Source organism: Nocardia bovistercoris, assembly GCF_015674855.1.
GTDB classification, from domain to species: Bacteria; Actinomycetota; Actinomycetes; order Mycobacteriales; family Mycobacteriaceae; genus Nocardia; species Nocardia bovistercoris.
Map to the genome: position 1 here is coordinate 146,663 of NZ_JADMLG010000001.1, position 18,745 is coordinate 165,407.

Genomic DNA, 18,745 nt, shown 5'->3' on the forward strand with positions numbered 1-18,745 from the left:
ACGGTCGGCCTGCGCGATTCCGCGGATGCCATTTCGAAAATAGACCAATCGGTATCCAAAATGTATATCGAATGAATGACACCGCGACTCGGACTGTTTCCACAAAAAATAACAATAGGGTTTCGAATTCGATGCCCCCTTTGCCTTGAGTTCCTAAAAGCATTGGTGCACAAGGTTTTTTGGAGGACCCGCACTGTCTCGACATATTCCCGCTATCGGTGGCGATCGGTGTAACGGGCATACTCTTCGGACCGAACTATCCGAACGCCGCCGAGATTGCGCCGCCGCGGTGCGCGATATTCGAACCATCCGACCGGAATATCCGCCACGCGCCCGCGCCGAACCGTAGATGGGAATCGCCCGTGACCCCTCCGATGCTGTCCAAAGGACAGAACGCGCCGCTGCCCGACGACACGCCACGCATCGACGTCGTACTCGGCTGGACGGAATCCGATATCGAGGTCGACGCGTCGGCGCTGCTGCTCGGCGCGGACGCGAAGGTGCGCTCCGACGCCGACTTCGTCTTCTACAACCAGCCCGAATCGCCGGACGGCGCGGTGCGCTTTCTCGGCACCGGAGCCACCGAGGACGGCGCGCAGGCCAGGATCTCCATCGACCTGCCCGCCGTGGCGGCCGACGTCGACACGATCGCGCTGGCGGGCAGTCTCGGCGCGGGCACCTTCGGCGGACTCGGCAAACTCACCTTCCGCGTGGTCGACGCGGCCGGTTATCTGCTGGCCGAGTACGTCACCGCCGACGCGGGCGCCGAATCGGCCTTCGTCTTCGGCGAGATCTACCGTCGCGGCGGCGCCTGGAAGGTCAGGGCGGTCGGGCAGGGATGGGATTCCGGACTGGCCGGACTCGCCACGGATTTCGGCGTCCAGGTCGACGAGGAGGCCGAGGCCGCCTCCGCCTCCGCCGATGCGGTCGAGAGCGAAGCGGTCGAGGCGCTCGAGATCGAGGCCCCCGCGGTGCGGGCAGCCGCACCCGCGGCCGAAACGCCGGAACGCGCGCCCGCACCCGAGCGCGGCAAGGGGGTTCGCACCGCCAAGCGGGTGGCGCGCAAGGCCAAACCCGTCGAATTCCGGCTCGCCGAGGTGGACAGCTGGCAGCCCGCGCGCCTGTTCTCGGTCTTCGGCGTCGGGGCGGGCGAGGAGCAGGAACAGCGCGCCACCTCGGCGCTGATCGCCACCATGCAGGTCGTGCGGCCGCTGGCCCGCGCCCTGTGCGCGCGGATGGGTGCGCCCGCGGGCGCGTTCGAAGGTTATGTCGAGGTGCGCTACGAACGCGGCGACGGCACGGTGGTGCCCGACGCGGTGCTGAAGGTGGTGCGCGGCGCGCGGGTGTGGACCGGTCTGCTCGAGGTCAAGACCGGCGCGGGCAAACTGCGCCGCGATCAGCTAGAGAGCTATCTGGACGTGGCCCGCAGGAAGAAGTACGACGCGGTGATCAGCCTGTCCAACGACGTCCCCGCGGGCGCGGGCGAACTGCCGGTCGAGGTCGACCGCCGCAAACTCGCCAAGGTCGCGCTGCGACATCTGTCCTGGGCCGAGGTGACCCACGAGGTGCGCATGCTGCTCGCGCACGGCGGCATCGAGGACGACCTGCAAGCCTGGATCGCGGGCGAATTCCTGCGCTACCTCGAGCATCCGCGTTCCGGCGCCACCGAACTCATCGATATGGGCAGGCACTGGGTCGCGGTAAGGGACGCGGTGACCACGGGGACGCTGCGCGCGGGCGATCAGAAGGCCGCCGCGGTCGCGGGGCGCTGGGTGTCGCTGTCGCGCCATCTCGCGCTGCGGCTCACCGCCGAACTCGGCGTCACGGTCAAACACGTGCTGCCGCGCCGCCACCAGTCCGACCCCGCGGCGCGCAACGCCGCCGTCGCCGAACGGCTCGCCGCCGACGGCGTCTTCGAGGCGGTGCTGCGCATTCCCGAGACCGCGGGCGATCTGATCGTGGCGGCGGATCTGCGCACCAACCGGGTCCGCTGCCGCATCGCGCTCGACGCACCCGACGAGGGCACGCCGAGTCGTCGGGTGTCCTGGCTGCTGCGGCAACTGCCGGATGCGCCCGGTGAGGTCCAGGTGGAGGCGGTGTTCTCGGAGCGCGGCAATGTCAGTTGCGAACTGCTGTCCACCGTGCGCGGGAATCCGAAGTCGCTGACCGACGGGCGCGCGGGCGCGATCGTGTCGTTCTCGCTGGAGCGCGCCTTCGCGATGGGGGCGCGGCGTTCCGGTACCGCGGCGAGTTTCATCACCAGCGTGACCGCGGCGGTCGACTCCTTCTACGGCACGGTGGTGCAACCGCTGCGCGGTTGGGTGCCCGCCGCGCCCCGGCAGGAGCAGATCGACGGCGCGGACGGCGACGGCGCCTGAGCGCCGACCCGTCCGCGCGGCGCCGGATCAGCGGGCGGTACGTGCGGTGAGGTCGTCGAGCAGGATCATGACCTCACCCGCCCGCTTGATCACCTCGGTGAGGCGGATGCGCAGGCCGACCACGGTGGCATCGGTCAGCGACTCGGCGAGTTCGTGGCCCGCGCGCCGCCATTCGCCGCTCGCGGCAAGCCGCCCCATCGGCAGTTCGCGCGCGTCGGCGCCCGCACCGACGCGGGCGAATACGTCGACGGAGGCGTGCGGCGAGCGGATCCACAGGCGCAGCGCCTCCAGCCTGCCCGGGATGTCGAAGGATTTGCCCGCGCTCGGCGCGAGCTCGATCTCGAGATCCGCGGCGGCCTCGCGGACGAGCAGTGCGACGGCGCGGTGGTCGGCGCCCGCCGCGCCGTCGGCGTAGACGCCGGGGGTCTTGCTCGGCGCACCCTCGGCGAAGGTCGTGATGTGGGTGCGGTCCGCATCCGGACCTGTGATGTTCCAGTTCTCCTTGGTTTCGAAGTCGTCAAGCAGCACCTCGATGGACGCTTCCGACATCCCGGCATTCCCTTCGTACTCGATGACCGATCCCGCGCCGGTTCACCATGAACCGTACAAGCCCGCGAATACCGCTGCGCCCCAAGCACGGCGCGCCTGCACCGGCGGGTTGCGGGAGGGACCGATCGGGATCGGTTCCGACGGCGTGGCGCACCTGTGCCCGGTATCACAAGCGCGCGCACGGCGAGCGCCGACCTCGCCTCGAGATCCTCGCGGTGACACCCTCGGACCCGCCGCTACGACAGCGACTCGGCAAACCGATGCGCCCCCACGACGGGCGAGCGGAAATCACCGCGCGACACCCCATCTCGATCGAACACGCTGCAAGAACGCGGCAGCACAGGCGAATACGCCGAGACACCACCATCCCGCGGCGATCACCGGCATCCGAGCAGCGAACCCGCACGCGACGAATATTCCTCGCCCGAGGACCGCCTGTCCCGCCAATGCCGTTCTGCGCGAGCGCGGTTCGAGGTATAAGCGGCGCCGGTGTGATGTCGCCCAAAATCGACCGTCGGAACCGACGGCTGGGTGAGAATGGTGTCTGCCGAGATCCGGCCGTCAGGGGAAGTGTCGGCGCACTCGAAGCCGACGGAATTGGGGAAAAGCTATGAAAGCCAGGAAATTCGCCGCCACCGCGCTACTCGCGGTCGGCGCAACGGGCATCACGGGCGTCACCGCGGGGGTCGCGGCGGCACAGCCCGGCGCCGACAACGGATTCGCCGTGCGCGGGGTCGACCACGGTGTCGCCTACGCGGTCGCGCCCACTGCCGATGGCAAGGGCATCACCACCACCGTCGACTCGGGCCGCTTCACGCAGTCCGAGGGCGCGGTCGCGCTCACCGACGCCTCGGGCGCCGTCGTGGCCACCGTGCCGCTCGGCCTGCGCGCGGCGAACGGCGCGGTCGCGCTCACGCCGCGGATCGGCGCCGACGGCCGCACCCTCACGCTCACGCCGCAGACCGGGTCGGCGCCCACCGCGCAGGCCATCGACGAGGCCGCCGACACCCTGGCCCGCAAGCAGTACAACGCGGGCATCGGCGCACTCATCGGCGGGGGCATCGGCGCCGTCATCGGGTTCTTCCTCGGTGGCGTCGGCGCACTGGTCACCGTGCCGATCGGCGCGGGTATCGGCGCGCTCATCGGCTTCTCGACGCCGTAATCACCGCAGGTCACCGCAGGTGTCCGAATTCGGGCGCCTGCGGTGTCGCGGGCGGGGGGACTTTCGTGCGTTCACCCGAGCCGGCTACGATGACCGAGCGCTCGTTCGTGTCATCCCGCCGTCCGTGATCGGAGCCGACGGGTACGCACGGCCGGGCCGCGTAATCCCCGAGGAAGGACCCGGCCCATGAAGCGGAACCTGAACTGCCCCTGCGGAGAATCCATCGTCGGCACCGACGAGGACGACCTGGTGGCCAAGACCAAGGCACACCTGGCCGAGAAGCATCCCGGCCACGACTACTCCCGCGAGGAAATCCTGTTCATCGCGTACTGACCGGAGTCGCGCGCACCCGCGCGACCGCCGCTCAGTGCGGTACCAGCTCGATCGGTACCGCGACGATGTCGACCACGACGTCCCGGCGCAGCACGGCCACCGTCAGCGGCCTGTCGATGGCCTCGGCGAACAGCCCGCGCTGTACGGCTCGGGCGTCGTGGACATCGGCGTCCCCGAAGGCGATCACGAGATCGCCGCGGCGCAGCCCGGCCGTCTCGGCGGGACTGCCGCGCACCACGTCGATCACCCGCACACCGCCGGTGCGCCCGACCCGGGCCGCGACGGCGGCGGACAGCGGCGCGGGCACGCATACCAGCCCGAGATAGGCTCGCCGGATCGCACCGTCCGCGCGCAGCGCGTCGATGATGCGACGGGTCGTCGAATTGATCGGAATCGCCAGGCCGAGACCGAATCCGGCCACCGCGGTATTGATGCCGACCACCCGCGCCCGCGAATCGCACAGCGCACCGCCGGAATGACCGGGCACCGACGCGGCATCGGTCTGGATCACGTCCTCGATCACCCGCCCGGCGCGCCGGGAGGACACCGGGACGGCGTGCCCGAGCGCGCTCACCACGCCTGCCGTGACCGAACCCGCCAATCCCAGCGGACTGCCCACCGCCACCACGAGCTGCCCGACCACAAGGGTCTCGGCGTCGCCGAGCGCGACCGCGCCGGGCGAGCCGCCCCGCGCCCGCAACACCGCGAGATCGGAGAGCGGGTCGACGCCGACCACCTCGAACCGGGATTCCGTGCCGTCGGCGAAGGTGACCGTGCCGCCGTCGTCCGCGCCGACCACGTGCGCGTTGGTCAGCAGGTCGCCGTCGTCGGCGCAGACCACCGCCGATCCGCCGCTACTTCGAGTCCGCACCAGCGCGACCCGAGGGGAAACCGTTTCGCTGACACCGATCACCGTGCGCGAGAAATCATCCATCGCGGCGTCGTCCACATTGACCACCATTCCGCCCGCCCACACCGGCGAGAGCACCACCTACCAGCATGCCGCCGCGCGCGCGGGGACACGCCGTATTCACGAGGGGCGCAGATGAATTCGACGTGAACGGCCGCGTCGAATGTCCACGGCGGCCGCGCCGGGCCGACTCAGCGCGATCCACCCCCGCGGGTCAGATGGACCAGTCCGCACACCACCGCGGCGACCGCGATCAGCGAGGCGACGAGCACGCCGTACTCCCACTCCGGCATGCCGCCGGAATGCACGACGTAGAGAGCGAGGAGCAGGACGGGGCCCAGGAAGACGGTGGTGACGGTGGTCGACACCTTGACCACGCGGTTGCGCTCGATATCGAGCAGGGTCCGCACCGACTCCAAGGTGTAGCGCACCCTGTCGTGCTCGAGTCGGGCGTGCTCGGTGACACAGTCGACGTCGGCGAGCAGGCCCTCCATCGGGGCGGCGAGTTCCAGCGCCCGCAACCCGATGTCGCCGCGCAGGTGACGGGCCGCGCGCGCCACCTGTCGCAAGGTCTCCCTGATCCGGGACAGGTCGCTCTCGATCGCGGTCATCCCGGACAGCGCCACCCGCACTTCGGCGACGCCGAAGCCGCGGCGCTGCACCGCGGCGTCGATCTCGCCGCGCAGTTGCGCGAGCGCCTCGCTCACGGCACGCACGAGCCGGTCGGACTCCTGATTGAGCGACCACAGCAGCGCGTACATGACACCGCGCGCGGATGCGGTGAGCAGGGGTTGGCGCCCCATCTTCACGATCGCCGCGTCGAAGGGCTCGAACGGTTCGGCGGGTTGCAACGTGACCACGAACTCGTCGCCGAGGGCGAAGACGATGGTCTCGCATTCGAAGACCTCGCCGCGCCGGTAGTTCACCACGACCGGCAGATAGACGAAATCGTCGATCTCACCGCGCCCGGCGACGCCCGCGAAGTCGACGCCGAGTCGCGCACGCAACTCCGCCGCGGTCTCGGAATCGGTGACCGACAGCGGTATCCAATGCTTGCCGAGTACCTCGGTATCGAAATGCTCGGCGGGCGGGACGACGATCGAGGAGCGCACCGCTACCCGCCACCTCGTGGTCGGGCCGACCGCGTGCACAGTCTTGCCATGGCGTGAACTCCAGACTCGGATGGTCGTTCGGGAGAGCGCGCGGAAGTGGTCACGCTCGAATTGCGCGGTCCCACATTAGAAACCAGCACGCGCCCGCGTCAATCGCGGCACGGCGTTTGCGGCGGAAACCACCCTGTCCTCTCAGGATGTCGGCGGAATTCGGACGTTCGGGGGTGCCAATCAGGTTCGCAGGTCGGGATCGACCACCGGAATCGGCCACGATCTGAGCTCACGCAGCGGTGGTACCGCTGTCACGGTCGATATCGACATCGCGGCCAGGAACCGTCGTACCAGCCGGAGATAGTCCACCGCGTCGTGGCCGGTCGTCGGATCGAGCGGGCTCGACGTCGCGGCGGTGGCAAGCCATCCGCTCGCCTCCTGCCAGACGTGGTGCAGGCGCAGCCGACCGGATTCGTGCTCCCGCGATGGCGCGGGCGGCTCGACCACGAGTCCGCCGTATCCGGGCTCGACCACCAGCGCCGAACCGAGGTGGCGCAGACAGCGTCCGATCGCGCGCCGATCGTGCAGCGCCCGATAGCCGGTCAGCGCCGCCTGCCAACTGCGCAGTGCGCGCGCCGGTTCGCCGCGCGTCCAGTGCAGCGCGCCGGTGATCTCGTGGGCGTGCGCGCGCCCACCCGGTTCGCGTCCGCCCTCGGTACGGGTGAAGACCAGCTCGAGACGGTCACGCGCGGCATCGAGACGACCGCGACGCAGTTCGACCACGGCCAGGTTGATCAGCGTGCAGATCTCCCCGCTCACATCCGCGCGCGGCAGCAGCCACCACACTTTCTCGAACTTCTCGGCGATATTCGCCAGCTGCTCGGCGACATCCGCCCGGTCCGGCGACGACGCGGGGCGCGACCGCAACTCGGCCAGCGCGTGCAGCGCACTGTCGTGCCGCCCGCGCGCCACCGTCCCCGTCGACCAGCGCAGCGGGCGATAGCGCCGCGACATGCGCTCGGCATTGTCGACATCGGCGCGTATCCGCAACAAATCATGGTGCAGCACAAGCTGATCCATCCCCTCGATGGCGGCGACGCGGCCACACAATTCGGGGAATCGCGCCGAAGCGCCGTCGCCGGACGCCACGTAGTAGATCTCGAGTGCGTCCACTATGCGCACCAGCTCCGGCAGTGCCGAGGCGGGCACCGTGCTCGTTCCTGGCGGCTGCGGGTCGCCCGGTCGGGGCGGGCAACATCCGAGCAGCAGTGCGCGCAGATCCCGCTCGGCCGCAGCGAACCATCGGCGGGCCGCCCCCGCGTACTCGACGTAGTCCAGCGCGACCGCCCATGCGGCCGCCCGATCGGCGTGATAGCGGAGCAACGCGTACATCGCCGCGTCCCACACCGGTCTGTCGCGAACCATCGAATCGTCCGGCATCGCGGGCACTCGGGTCAGGACGTAGCGCTGCGCACCGCGCAGTGTCAGCACACCGCGTTCGCACAGCAGCGCGAGCAGTTCGGTGGCACTGCCCGATCGCGACGAATCCTCGCTCCAGGCAGCGGCATACCGGTCCGCGACGTCCGGGACTGCGGCATCTCCGGCGTCGGGGCCCGGCAGCCGCGACGGTGTCTCCACGATGACGGTAAGCACCGCGAGCAGGGCGGCGCTGTCGTACCGACGCGGCGGTAGCGCGCGCAGGATCGCGGCCTCGTATCCCCGGTCGTTCGTTCGGCGTCGCGGGAGTTGGTCGTCCAGCTCGCCGACCACGATCGGGGCGGACGGCGGACCGGGTTCGGTGATCCCATCGACCTCGCGCCCCGGCTGGTCGAGGTCGAGCAGCATCTCCATCTGCTCCGCCATGCGCGCGCCGTCGCGCCTGCGCGCGTACCAGCGGTAACAGGTGAACAGCACGGCGCCGACCACGATCGCGACCGCGAGCGAACGCAGCGTCGTCGCGAGCGTCTTGACGGCCTCGGTGTCGCCGAAGGAATTGATCGCCAGTTCGCGTCCGAGTTCGAGGGCCAGTGCGGAGGAGACCACGGGCGCCGATCCGACGATGCCGCGCCACAGCGTCGCGCGCGGCGTGACCACCTCGCGCGGATTGCCGGGTTCGGTCCCCGATGTCGCGGTCATCGCAGCGCACCGCCGGTGAGTCCGGGCACCAGCCAGCGCCGCCAGGTCAGCAGTACCAGCACCACCGGGATCACCGCCGACACCAGCGACCCCGCGGCCAACCGCGACGCGTTCTCCTCGAACTGGCGCGCCTGGCCCCACAGCAGCAGCGACCACGGACTGCCGCCCGCGCCGCCGACGAGCAGTCCGACGCAGAAGTCGTTCCACACCTGGACCAGTTCCAGCACCGCCACCGCACCCAACGCGGGCCACGCGGCACTGATGACTCGGCGCACGGTGGCGGCGTGACCGGCGGGCCCGTGCAATTCGGTCGCGGCCGGGCTGCCCGGCGGGGCGAGCAGTGCCGCGCGCAGCACCAGGATCGCGATGGGCAATCCGGCGGCGGTGTGCACGAGAATCAGCGGGGCCTGCGTCCCGGACAGGCCCCATTTCTCGACCACTCGCACGATCGGCCCGAGGTAGGTCTGCACCGGAAGCACCGCGAGGACCACCAAGCACACCACGGCCACGCGGGTGCGGCGGCGGTCGGGGCGTCCCGCAGCGAGCCGGTGCGCGGCGGGGACTGCCGCCGTCACCACAAGCACGGTGGTCAGACCAGCCACCCACGCGGTGGACAGGAGCGCGTGCCACAGCACCTCGTCGTTCCACAGCCCGGTGACGGCGTCCCAGCGGAATCCGTAGGGTCCGTACACGGCCGCGACGACCAGCACCGCGACCGGCGCCCAGAAGATCGCGATGACCACCGCCGCGCCGAGCAGCCGCACCGGGCCGGGCCGCTTCCGAATCGAGCGCGGTTCGGAGGTGACCCCGCGCACCGGCGCCATCCGGTGTTCGCCCGCGCCGGTCTGCAACCACCAGGCGACCACGCCGACCATCGCCGTCAGCGGCAGCGCGTACGCGGCGGCGGGGCCCGCGCCGAGCGCGGGATCGCCTGCCAGCCGCCACCAGTGCACGGTCGCGCTCTCGTTCCACTCCTGCAGCGACCACGGCACGCCGATGAGGATCACGTCGAACATCCGCGCGGCCGCGACCCCGATCACCAGCCCGACCACGAGCACGACCGGGCGCAGTTGGGTCAGCAGACGTCGCACGAACCGCAGGCCGGACGCCTGCGACAGGTAACGCGCGCGCGCCGCATCCGCCTCGACGGCCCTGATGCCGTCTCGCAGCAATGCCGTCACGAAACCGAACCAGGTCCACAGGAACGCGGCGAAGGGCAGCAGCAGGAACCACAGCCATTGCGACCACGCACCGCCGAAACCGAAGAGATCCGCCGAACGCTGGAAGATCAGCCGGAACGCGACGCCCGACACCAGCGCCGCCACCGCACAGGGCGCGATCACCGGCAGCCACATCCACCAGCGGTGTCTCGCATGCCAGGCGACCGTCAACGCGGCGGCGCACAACAGCGCCGACAGCAGCACCATGACCAGCGTGTATGCGTAGGGCGCCGCGCCCGCGAAGGTGAGTTCCCGGACGAGCCGCACCACGGCGACCGCCACGAGCAGCCCACACGCCAGCGCACCCGCTCGCCGCAGGTTCAGCGTGACGACGACCCACAGAAACCACACGCTCCCGCGCACCGCGACGGCAGTCCGCCACACCGCGACGGCGACCAACCACACCACGACGGCGACCCGCCACGCCCACGGGTATCCGCCGAGACGCCGCACCATCGCGACCGCGGCCCACCGGAACCACACGCTCCCGCGCCTGCCGTTCATCACCACGACGGCCCACAAGAACCACAAGGCCCCGCGCACGGCGGTGGCAGCCGACCGCGACCAGGAGCGCCCGCGCCTGCCGGAGCCCGCCCCGCGCCCGGTACGCAGCAGCGGCACCGCGCAGACCACCCCCGCGACCCCGAGCGCGCACCACAGCGGCACCTGCGGCTGAGTCGCCACCGCGAAACTGACCGTGAACCCCGAAGGGACGACGAGCAACACCGTCATCAGCACCACCGCGGGCACCGGCCACAGCTTGCTCGTCCATCGCTGTGAGTGGCCACCCGGCACCGGCGCGCCGCGCATCGGCCGCAGCGCCAATTCCAGGTGCAGCCCATTGGTCTCGATCTGCGACGACCGATTCATCGCCGCCCGCTCTCGAATTCGTTCAGCGCACGCACCGCGCGGTCGATCGCGGGTTCGACGGGTCCGGCGCCGTCGCCGACCTCCTTGAGGAATTCGACGAGCACCCGCCACAGGCCCTCGCGGCCGCCGACCGCGCCGATCCGGTCGGACAGGTCGAAGTATTCGTGGGTCCGCACCCGCGCGGCCACCGGCTCCAAGATCGTCGAATAGTCCGCCGAGGTCTGACGATTCGGGCCGAGGAAACCACCGTAGCGGTCGATCCACGGCACGGGCGCTTGCGGCGCGGCCAGCGCGGCCACCACCTCCGTCGCGGCGGAGCCCGCCTGCGCGGACACCACAGCCACATCACCGCCGACGATGCGCGGCGGCGGCTTGTCCGGGCGCACACGGGGAAACCACGTGGCGCCGACGCTGTCGGGCGGACGGCCGGTGTGCGTCAAACAGCGTCGCACGACCGGCTCGGCGAAATCGGGCATGACGACGACGGCGGCGGCGCCACGGTCGAACACTTCGCGAACGGCGTCGGGGAACTGCCTGGTCAGCGCGTGCCCGATGCCGCCGGGCAGCGCGGAGGGCACACTCCACAGCGCGCCGAGGTGGCCGAGCGCCGCGCGCACCGAGTCCAGCTCCCAGTTCCGTCGCTCGGTGGTCGCGGTCAGCGCGAGGTAATCCTCGGGTGCTTCGCCGAGCAGCATGTTCTCGAACAGGTCGGTGAGCACCCAACCGTCGGCGGCGGCCAGCGCCAGCATCCGCGTCGGACCGCCCGCGAGTTCGCGGGTGTGCTCGATCCACTCGCCGATCGTCCACGCGGCGGGATCGCCCAATCCGAGGCGGCGCACCGCGTCACGGTCGTACCAGACCATGGATTTGGTGGACGCCTTGAACGGTATGCCGTAGAGCGTGCCGCCTTGGAACAGCAGCCGTTCCCAGTACGGCGCGTACGGCGACCGGTCACCACCGCCGTACCGGTCCCCGGTGGGCCACAGACTCGCCGCCAGCGGTCGCAGCCGCTTGCGCTCGACGAGTTCGCGCACCCGACCGGCCTGCGGCAACATCACGATATCCGGCGCCGAGCGGCCCGCCGCGGTGAACGCGGTGTCGATATCGTCGCCCAACGGCACCACTTCCAGTCCCGGCGTCGGCTGCAGTTCGGCGAGCACGGCGCGGAAGGCGTCCAATTCGGTGCCGCTCCAGGAGACTCCGATGCGCACGTTGTTCGCGCCCGCGAGCAGGTCCGGTGTGCAGGCGGCCAGCAGCGGTAGCAGGGCCCCGGCGCGGAGCATCGACCTGCGCGTTCCCATCGTCCCCCGATGTCGTTCTGTGACAGTGGGATCGATTATCACCCCGACGCGCGCGCGAGCGCTGCGATTCGCCTCCGACCGCATGCCCCCGATTCCGGTGGGTTCGCGCGATCACCGCGGTGCGCCGCGATCACCGCGGTGGACCGACGGAAGCCGCGAAACGGTTCGAGACAGCGACAATCCGCGAAACAGTGGTGTTTCAGCGGCTTCCGCGCGCGGACGCGTGCACGGCGACCAGCCGTGCCGCGCGGATCGCATCCCACAGCGGGCGCAGCAGCGTCTCCTGCGCGCCGATCGCGCTGGCCGAGGTCGGCGAGGACGCCGGTTCCCGCTGCGCGACCGTCAGAATGGCGGCGACGTGATCGGCGGTGTCGAGTATGCGTCTGGCGCGCAACGGAATCGAATCGGGATAGTCGTGGCGCGAGTAGTCGGCGAGTTGAGCCTCGATCAGTTCCCTCGGATCCGAGTCCACCGCGCCGACACCGGTGGTGTGCAGTTGCATCAGCGCGTCGGCGGCATCGCGCACCGCCTCGCGCATCGTGTATTCGGCTTCGCCCAATGCCATGTCGGGTCCGGGATCGGACGGCACGGGGACGCTGTAGAGGGTCCACTGCACCGTGTCGTCGTCGGTCCACAGCGGGATCAGGCCGGTGCCGTCGGCGCCTGGCACGCCGATCAGCAATCCCTCGCCCGTCTCCACCGCGTCGGCGGCGAAGACCGTGCCGACCGGAAGGCCGCGCACGTCTCCCGGCACCGGGAGCACCAGCCGCAGCGTGGCCTCGGAATGGGCCATGGCTTCCCGAATGACCTTGAGCAGCGCCATCATTCCGCTGCCCGCCGCAGTCTCGCGCGAGGTCCACGGCAGGTCGGATCGAGCGCCGGTGGCCGGATCGCCCGCGGCGATGGTGTGCCGGGGCGCCCACGCCTGTAGCGCCTCCAACACGTCGTCGGGCGCGCTGTTACCGGCCAGCCAGGAGCCGGCCCACACCGTCAGCGTGGCACTGGGGGAGCACATAATCATCGAGCATAATGGCTGTGTCGCGGTGGCGGGCGACTGTGGGACAACCCTGGTGAGCTGCGGATCGTTCCGGGACGCCGTTGCCGCCGCACCGGAATCCGTCCCCCGCGCGCGCGGCCCGCGCCGCGAATGCCGCTACGGCTCGGCCGGTTCGGTGACGAAGTCGATGAGCCGCTCCACCGCGCCGATGAGCGGCGCCTCGAGGTCGCGGAAGGTTTCGACGGACTCGTAGACCCGCCGCCAGCCCTGCTGCGGCGTTCCCCAGCCGAGCCGACGGCAGACGCCGGTCTTCCAGTCCTCCCCGCGCGGCACCTCGGGCCACGCCGCGATGCCGACCGCCGCCGGGCGCACCGCCTGCCACACGTCGATGAACGGATGCCCGGTGACCAGCACGTGTGGTCCGAGTCCGGTGGTGAGATGCGTCTCCTTCGATCCGGTCACCAGGTGGTCGACCAGCACACCGACCCGACTGCCGGGGCCTGGACCGAATTCGGTGAGCCGCGCGGCCAGATTGTCCAGCCCCTCGAGATGTTCCACCACCACGCCTTCGACCCGCAGGTCGTGGCCCCACACCCGTTCGACAAGGGCGGCGTCGTGCACGCCCTCGACCCAGATCCGGCTCGATCGCGCGACGCGGGCGCGCAACCCATGCACCCGCGTCGAACCCGACGCCGAACGCGTCGAACGCTCCGGGGCGGCTGCGGCGGGCCGCACCAAGGTGACCGGCGCGCCGTCGATCAGGAAGGCGGCCTCGCGCATCGCGAACAGCCGCACCGCGCCGCGTGCGTCCTCGAGTTTCACGAACTCGCCGTCGTAGCCGCGGTCGAAACCGACCACCGCACCGCAGAATCCGCTCGCGGCGTCCTCGACCACGAGATCGGGTTCGGCGGCGACCGTCGGCGCCGCGCGCTTGGCGGCCCTGGCATGTCCGGAGAAGATGTCACCGTAGTCGTCTCGCCCGCTCACCGCCCGAAACTAGCATCGCGGCACGCGATCGGGCCGCCGGGACCGGCGGCCCGGCGCTCACATGCTGTTGGCCAGCAGCGCGTACTGCGCGGCCACCCGCTGGCGGATATCGGCTTCGCTGTCGCCCGCGACCACGGCGACATAGCGCTTGTAGGTGACGAAGCACTGGTAGCGGTACTGCCGATCGACATTGCCGCGCTTGTTCAGATGCTGGCAGGTCGCGCCGGGCACGTCGTTCGGCGCGGCGACCGGGTCGAACTCCTCCCCCGCGCCCGCGATGAGATCGGCGGCCAGCGCGGGCGCCTTGGACGGGTCGCGCACGCGCAGCACCCAGCTGTTGTCGATCACCGCCACCTGGTCAAGGCCGTTCTGTTCGATGGTGCGCCGCAGCGAGGCCTGGTTGGAGTCCATGTGGACCAGGGTGGCGGGCGGATGCACGCTGAAGTGGTCGGTGTCCAGTTCGCGGTCCCGGTCCTGCACGGCGACCCGCGCCAGCAGACCGTCCGGGTCGACGCGCAGCGTGTTCAACTTGTCCATCGGCGTCGGCTGGAACGACTGGGCCGCCGGAATCGCCACCCGCAGGGCGTTGCCGGTCCAGGCCAGCAGATCCTTCTCGTCGGCGCTCGGACGCGCGACGAACACGAAGAGCACGAATTCGCCGACGGCGACGAAGGTCCCCATATTCGCCACGCCGGGCCGCCAGTGGATCATCGCGGCGGGATAATCGGGATGGCGCACCCGGCGGTTCTGGTCCGGCGCGACCTGGAAATCGGATTCCTCCAGGTCGCGGGCGGCCTGCGCGGCCACGGCGGCGCCCGGGAAGCGCATGAGCAGCTGCAGCACGACGGTGTCCGGGCTCGGTTCCACCGGTTCGGTCTGGAACGGCTCGAACGGCAGATCGGCGCCCATGGCCCGGTAGGCGACCACCATATTGTGCTTGTCGAGCACCGGTTTGGCCACGGTCGCGAGGTATCCGTCGACCGCCTGGTCGCTGGTGGCCACCACACCCGCGTCGACGCCGACATTCAGCACCGGATCGATGCTGACGACCGGCGCGACGGCATCGGCCATCCTGATCCCTTCGAGCAGCGCGCCCTTGCCGTGCGGGTCCTGGTCGTAGCTGTGCCGGTCGACCGGGTACGGCCCGACCTCGAGGGTACGGACATCCGGTTCGCCGGGAACGGCGGCGCCCTGCACACCGCAGGCGCTCACCAGCCCCGCCAGTGCCACCCCGGCGGCAAGCAGCGTGATGCGTGATCGTCGAACCATCTCGGCATATCCCTCGTGTGTATGGAGTCGCGGCGGCGCGACGACTCGCGCGCCCTACTCCCTCATCGCGGCGCGCCGGGGTGGCGCAACCGCGACAGCCGACACGGCGGACTCGCTCCGCGATTCGTGATGCGAGCGAGACCTACGAGCGCGCCCGGGCGAGGTCGCGCGCCCCGCCGACCGTCACACGATCGACGCGCCGACGAGTGCGCGGGGCGAACTACAGTGAGTGCTGTGGGCCCCATCGTCTGGTTCGTCGCGGGAATACTGCTCGCGGCGGCCGAAGTCCTCACCGGTGACCTCACGCTGCTGATGCTCGGCATCGCGGCGCTGGGCACCGCCGGTGTCAGCGCCGTCGCCGACACGTCGATCGCGGCCGACGCGGTGGTGTTCGCCGTCATCTCGGCGGTGCTGCTGCTCGGTGTGCGCCCACTGCTGCGCAGGCGCTTCGGCAGCCCGCCGCCGACACTGACCAATATCGATGCGCTGCCGGGCAAGTCGGCGCTGGTCCTGGAAGAGGTCGCCGCCCACGCGGGGCTGGTGAAGTTGGGCGGCGAGGTGTGGACCGCGCGCCCGATCGACCCGACCGAAGTCTACGAACCGGGGGCAACGGTGTATGTCATGAAGATCGACGGCGCTACCGCCGTCGTATGGAAGGGACCGTAATGGGCGTACTCATCGTCGCCATCGTGCTCGTCTTGCTGGTCGCGGTAGTGGTGGTCAAGTCGATCGCCCTGGTACCGCAGGCCGAAGCCGCCGTGATCGAACGGCTCGGCCGATATTCGCGCACCGCCTCGGGACAACTCACCCTCCTCGTGCCCTTCGCCGATCACATCCGCGCCAAGGTCGACCTGCGCGAGCGGGTCGTGTCCTTCCCGCCGCAGCCGGTGATCACCCAGGACAACCTCACGCTGCAGATCGACTCGGTGGTCTACTTCCAGGTCACCAGCCCGCAGGCGGCGGTCTACGAGATCAGCGACTACATCGCGGCCGTCGAACAGCTCACCGTCACCACCCTGCGCAACGTGGTCGGCGGCATGACGCTGGAGGAGACGCTGACCTCCCGCGACCAGATCAACAGCCAGCTGCGCGGGGTGCTCGACGAGGCCACCGGACGCTGGGGGCTGCGGGTGGCGCGCGTCGAGCTCAAGTCCATCGACCCGCCGCCGTCGATCCAGGAGTCGATGGAGAAGCAGATGAAGGCCGACCGCGAGAAGCGGGCCATGATCCTCACCGCCGAAGGCCAGCGCGAATCCCAGATCAAGACCGCCGAAGGCGCCAAGCAGGCGCAGATCCTGTCCGCCGAGGGCGCCAAGCAGTCCTCGATCCTGTCGGCCGAAGGTGAACGGCAGAGCCGCATCCTGCGCGCCCAGGGTGAGCGCGCCGCCGCGTTCCTGCAAGCCCAAGGTGAGGCCAAGGCGATCGAGAAGGTCTTCGCCGCGATCAAATCGGGCAAGCCGACCCCGGAACTGCTCGCCTACCAGTACATGCAGACGCTGCCGATGGTGGCGCGCGGCGACGCCAACAAGATGTGGCTGGTGCCGAGCGATTTCGGCAAGGCGCTCGAGGGTTTCGCGAAGGCGTTCGGGACCAAGGGCGAGGACGGCGTGTTCCGCTACGAGCCGCCCGCTGACGACGCCATAGCGGTCGACGACGATTCCGATGTCGCCGACTGGTTCGACACCGCGCCCGATCCGACCATCGAACGCGCGGTGCGCGCGGCCGAGGCCACCGCGCGCACCCCGGTCGAAGGGCCCACCCCCGCACCGCATCCCGGCGGGCCGCCCGCCGTTCCCGGGCCGCACCAGAGCCAACCGACCGCCATTCCCGGTGCGACGCAACAATTCCCGGCGCCGCGACCGGATCTGTCCGCGCCGCCGCCGCAGCACCCCAACGAACAGCCGCACGCAGGCCAGTGGGAACAGCCCCAACACGGCCGCGAGCAACGGCAGCCAGGCCAGTGGGAACAGCAGCCCCAGCACGGTCGCGACGAGCGGTACGGCAACACATGGGAACCGCCGCAGCCACCGCGGCGCTGACCTGAGAGCAGCCACGCGCCTCGGCGCTGTCCCCACCGAGGCGCGGGGCTGTCGGCGCGGAATCGGTAGTGCACGACACCATCCGCGACCCCGGTCCGCCCGCGAGCCACGCGGAACGGAGCACGACCCGACAACCCGCCCACACCTCGAAACCCGCAACCGCACACCGTGACTCACGGCCTGAACGAACCTGACAGAGCGTGCCCGCTCACCAGCCGTGCACGGGCGCACCTCCGCGAGCCCCCGGACTCCGCCCTGGAACTCCACCCACGGGCCGCCTGTATACCCACGAGCCGCTCGGGGACTCCTACACGAACCGCCCGGACCCCTTTCGCGGACCCGCTCAGAGAACTTCCTTCACGGACCGCCCGGACCAAGGCGCTGCGCGAGCTGTTCCGGCACCGAATGGCTACCGTGCGAGCGGATTACGACGATGCGGCGGGTCTACGGACGGCGCAGCACCCGACGACACAGGGCGCGCCGTCACGGGTGCACCCGTAGCCGGGCACCGAACCGAGCCGCCGCGGCGCACCGTCCTCGAGATGTTCGCCGATCAACTCCACCACCAGCCGGGCGAAACGCGGATCGGCGCCCGCGGTGGCCGTGCGCGCGAAGGACATGCCGAGCTCGGCTGCCTTGGCCTGCGCCTCGTTGTCCAGATCCCAGATCACCTCGAGGTGATCGGAGACGAATCCGACCGGGCACACCACAACGGCCTCGACGCCCTTGCCGGACAGATTCTCCAGGTGGTCGACGATATCGGGCTCGAGCCACGGCACCTGCGGCGGGCCGGACCGCGACTGCCACACCACGTCGAAATCGGCGAAACCCGCCGCGTCGGCGCACAATCGAGCCGCGTCGGCGACCTGGCGGCTGTAGAGCCTGCCGCCGCCGTCGGGCGGGCCCGCGGCGATATCGGCCGCGACGGGAATCGAATGCGCCGTGAACACCAGCCGCGCCTCGGCCCGCCGGTGCGGCGGAATCCGTTCCAGCGCTTCCCGAATCGCGTCGGTGACCGCCTCGACGAACAGCGGATGGTCGAAATACTGTCGCAGTTTCACCAGTTCCGGCGCTCCGTCGCCGAATGCCGCACGCGCCCTTGCGATGTCCTCGTGGTATTGCAGGCAGCCCGAATAGCCGCCCCACGCCGAGGTCGGGAACACCAGCGCGGACCGCACACCGTCGGCGGCCATGCGCGCGACGGTGTCCGCCACCATCGGATGCCAGTTGCGGTTGCCGAAATACACCGGCATCTCGAGTCCGGTGGCGGCCAACTCGCCCTCGACCGCGGCGATGATGTCGCGGTTGAGTTCGTTGATCGGGGACACGCCACCGAAGTGCAGGTAGTGCCGCGCGACCTCCTCGAGGCGTTCGCGCGGCACCCCGCGCCCCCTGGTGACGTTCTCCAGGAACGGCATCACGTCCTCGGGCCGCTCCGGCCCGCCGAAGGACAGGACCAGCAGCGCGTCGAAGTCACCGCTCATCGCCATG

15 protein-coding genes are annotated in these 18,745 nt (G+C 70.4%); 5 read left to right on the forward strand and 10 right to left on the reverse strand.

Translation table 11 applies throughout. The features are described from left to right. The first annotated feature begins 374 nt into the window (after positions 1–374). On the forward strand, positions 375–2,378 hold the full coding sequence (locus IT779_RS00675) for a TerD family protein (RefSeq protein ID WP_198428082.1): 2,004 nt from the start codon (positions 375–377) through the stop codon (positions 2,376–2,378). Between the two features lie 27 nt (positions 2,379–2,405). On the opposite strand, the gene IT779_RS00680 is transcribed toward IT779_RS00675, so the two are convergent. Beyond that, entirely contained in the window at positions 2,406–2,927 is a 522-nt protein-coding gene (locus tag IT779_RS00680) for a hypothetical protein (RefSeq protein WP_196147164.1), read from the reverse strand. Positions 2,928–3,537: 610 nt separating this feature from the next. Between IT779_RS00680 and IT779_RS00685 the strand changes: the two genes are divergently transcribed. Beyond that, complete coding sequence (locus tag IT779_RS00685; protein WP_196147165.1) at positions 3,538–4,089, forward strand: hypothetical protein; 552 nt, start codon at positions 3,538–3,540, stop codon at positions 4,087–4,089. Between the two features lie 186 nt (positions 4,090–4,275). Beyond that, positions 4,276–4,422, forward strand: coding sequence for a DUF1059 domain-containing protein (locus IT779_RS00690; protein ID WP_196147166.1), 147 nt, complete (start codon positions 4,276–4,278; stop codon positions 4,420–4,422). Between the two features lie 31 nt (positions 4,423–4,453). On the opposite strand, the gene IT779_RS00695 is transcribed toward IT779_RS00690, so the two are convergent. The 8 genes from IT779_RS00695 to IT779_RS00730 all read right to left on the reverse strand — a co-directional run bounded on the left by IT779_RS00695 (position 4,454) and on the right by IT779_RS00730 (position 15,215). Further along, the gene (locus IT779_RS00695; RefSeq protein WP_332838594.1) at positions 4,454–5,410 is read right to left on the reverse strand and encodes a S1C family serine protease; all 957 of its coding nucleotides are present in this window, start codon (positions 5,408–5,410) and stop codon (positions 4,454–4,456) included. Between the two features lie 113 nt (positions 5,411–5,523). Beyond that, positions 5,524–6,444 carry a CorA family divalent cation transporter gene (locus tag IT779_RS00700; RefSeq protein WP_196147167.1) on the reverse strand — a complete coding sequence of 307 codons (921 nt, stop codon included), beginning with the start codon at positions 6,442–6,444 and terminating at the stop codon, positions 5,524–5,526. 231 nt (positions 6,445–6,675) lie between these two features. Continuing rightward, a complete protein-coding gene (locus tag IT779_RS00705) occupies positions 6,676–8,571 on the reverse strand; it encodes a hypothetical protein (RefSeq protein ID WP_196147168.1) in 1,896 nt (631 codons plus the stop codon). Further along, the gene (locus IT779_RS00710; protein ID WP_196147169.1) at positions 8,568–10,661 is read right to left on the reverse strand and encodes a carbohydrate ABC transporter permease; all 2,094 of its coding nucleotides are present in this window, start codon (positions 10,659–10,661) and stop codon (positions 8,568–8,570) included. The genes IT779_RS00705 and IT779_RS00710 overlap by 4 nt, the downstream gene beginning before the upstream one ends. Further along, a complete protein-coding gene (locus IT779_RS00715) occupies positions 10,658–11,944 on the reverse strand; it encodes an ABC transporter substrate-binding protein (RefSeq protein WP_196147170.1) in 1,287 nt (428 codons plus the stop codon). The genes IT779_RS00710 and IT779_RS00715 overlap by 4 nt, the downstream gene beginning before the upstream one ends. 217 nt (positions 11,945–12,161) lie before the next feature. Next, positions 12,162–12,977, reverse strand: a complete 816-nt coding sequence (locus tag IT779_RS00720) for a hypothetical protein (RefSeq protein ID WP_196147171.1) — start codon at positions 12,975–12,977, stop codon at positions 12,162–12,164. Positions 12,978–13,115: 138 nt separating this feature from the next. After that, positions 13,116–13,946 carry a DUF3097 domain-containing protein gene (locus IT779_RS00725; RefSeq protein ID WP_196147172.1) on the reverse strand — a complete coding sequence of 277 codons (831 nt, stop codon included), beginning with the start codon at positions 13,944–13,946 and terminating at the stop codon, positions 13,116–13,118. Positions 13,947–14,003: 57 nt separating this feature from the next. After that, positions 14,004–15,215 carry a DUF7373 family lipoprotein gene (locus tag IT779_RS00730; protein WP_196147173.1) on the reverse strand — a complete coding sequence of 404 codons (1,212 nt, stop codon included), beginning with the start codon at positions 15,213–15,215 and terminating at the stop codon, positions 14,004–14,006. Positions 15,216–15,449: 234 nt separating this feature from the next. On the opposite strand from IT779_RS00730, the gene IT779_RS00735 reads away from it, so the two are divergent. Continuing rightward, positions 15,450–15,881: an NfeD family protein gene (locus IT779_RS00735; protein WP_196147174.1), complete on the forward strand. Its 432-nt coding sequence runs from the start codon at positions 15,450–15,452 to the stop codon at positions 15,879–15,881. Then, the gene (locus IT779_RS00740; protein ID WP_196147721.1) at positions 15,881–17,254 is read left to right on the forward strand and encodes an SPFH domain-containing protein; all 1,374 of its coding nucleotides are present in this window, start codon (positions 15,881–15,883) and stop codon (positions 17,252–17,254) included. Before IT779_RS00735 ends, IT779_RS00740 begins: the two co-directional genes overlap by 1 nt. Before the next feature lie 425 nt (positions 17,255–17,679). On the opposite strand, the gene IT779_RS00745 is transcribed toward IT779_RS00740, so the two are convergent. After that, on the reverse strand, positions 17,680–18,738 hold the full coding sequence (locus tag IT779_RS00745) for a ferrochelatase (protein ID WP_408637713.1): 1,059 nt from the start codon (positions 18,736–18,738) through the stop codon (positions 17,680–17,682). Positions 18,739–18,745 lie beyond the last annotated feature (7 nt).

Bases quoted from the DNA above. Each gene is read 5' to 3' on its own strand.
- IT779_RS00675 (WP_198428082.1), top strand. From the start codon at position 375: ATGCTGTCCAAAGGACAGAACGCGCCGCTGCCCGACGACACGCCACGC.
- IT779_RS00680 (WP_196147164.1), bottom strand. From the start codon at position 2,927: ATGTCGGAAGCGTCCATCGAGGTGCTGCTTGACGACTTCGAAACCAAG.
- IT779_RS00685 (WP_196147165.1), top strand. From the start codon at position 3,538: ATGAAAGCCAGGAAATTCGCCGCCACCGCGCTACTCGCGGTCGGCGCA.
- IT779_RS00690 (WP_196147166.1), top strand. From the start codon at position 4,276: ATGAAGCGGAACCTGAACTGCCCCTGCGGAGAATCCATCGTCGGCACC.
- IT779_RS00705 (WP_196147168.1), bottom strand. From the start codon at position 8,571: ATGACCGCGACATCGGGGACCGAACCCGGCAATCCGCGCGAGGTGGTC.
- IT779_RS00710 (WP_196147169.1), bottom strand. From the start codon at position 10,661: ATGAATCGGTCGTCGCAGATCGAGACCAATGGGCTGCACCTGGAATTG.
- IT779_RS00715 (WP_196147170.1), bottom strand. From the start codon at position 11,944: ATGCTCCGCGCCGGGGCCCTGCTACCGCTGCTGGCCGCCTGCACACCG.
- IT779_RS00720 (WP_196147171.1), bottom strand. From the start codon at position 12,977: ATGTGCTCCCCCAGTGCCACGCTGACGGTGTGGGCCGGCTCCTGGCTG.
- IT779_RS00730 (WP_196147173.1), bottom strand. From the start codon at position 15,215: ATGGTTCGACGATCACGCATCACGCTGCTTGCCGCCGGGGTGGCACTG.
- IT779_RS00740 (WP_196147721.1), top strand. From the start codon at position 15,881: ATGGGCGTACTCATCGTCGCCATCGTGCTCGTCTTGCTGGTCGCGGTA.
- IT779_RS00745 (WP_408637713.1), bottom strand. From the start codon at position 18,738: ATGAGCGGTGACTTCGACGCGCTGCTGGTCCTGTCCTTCGGCGGGCCG.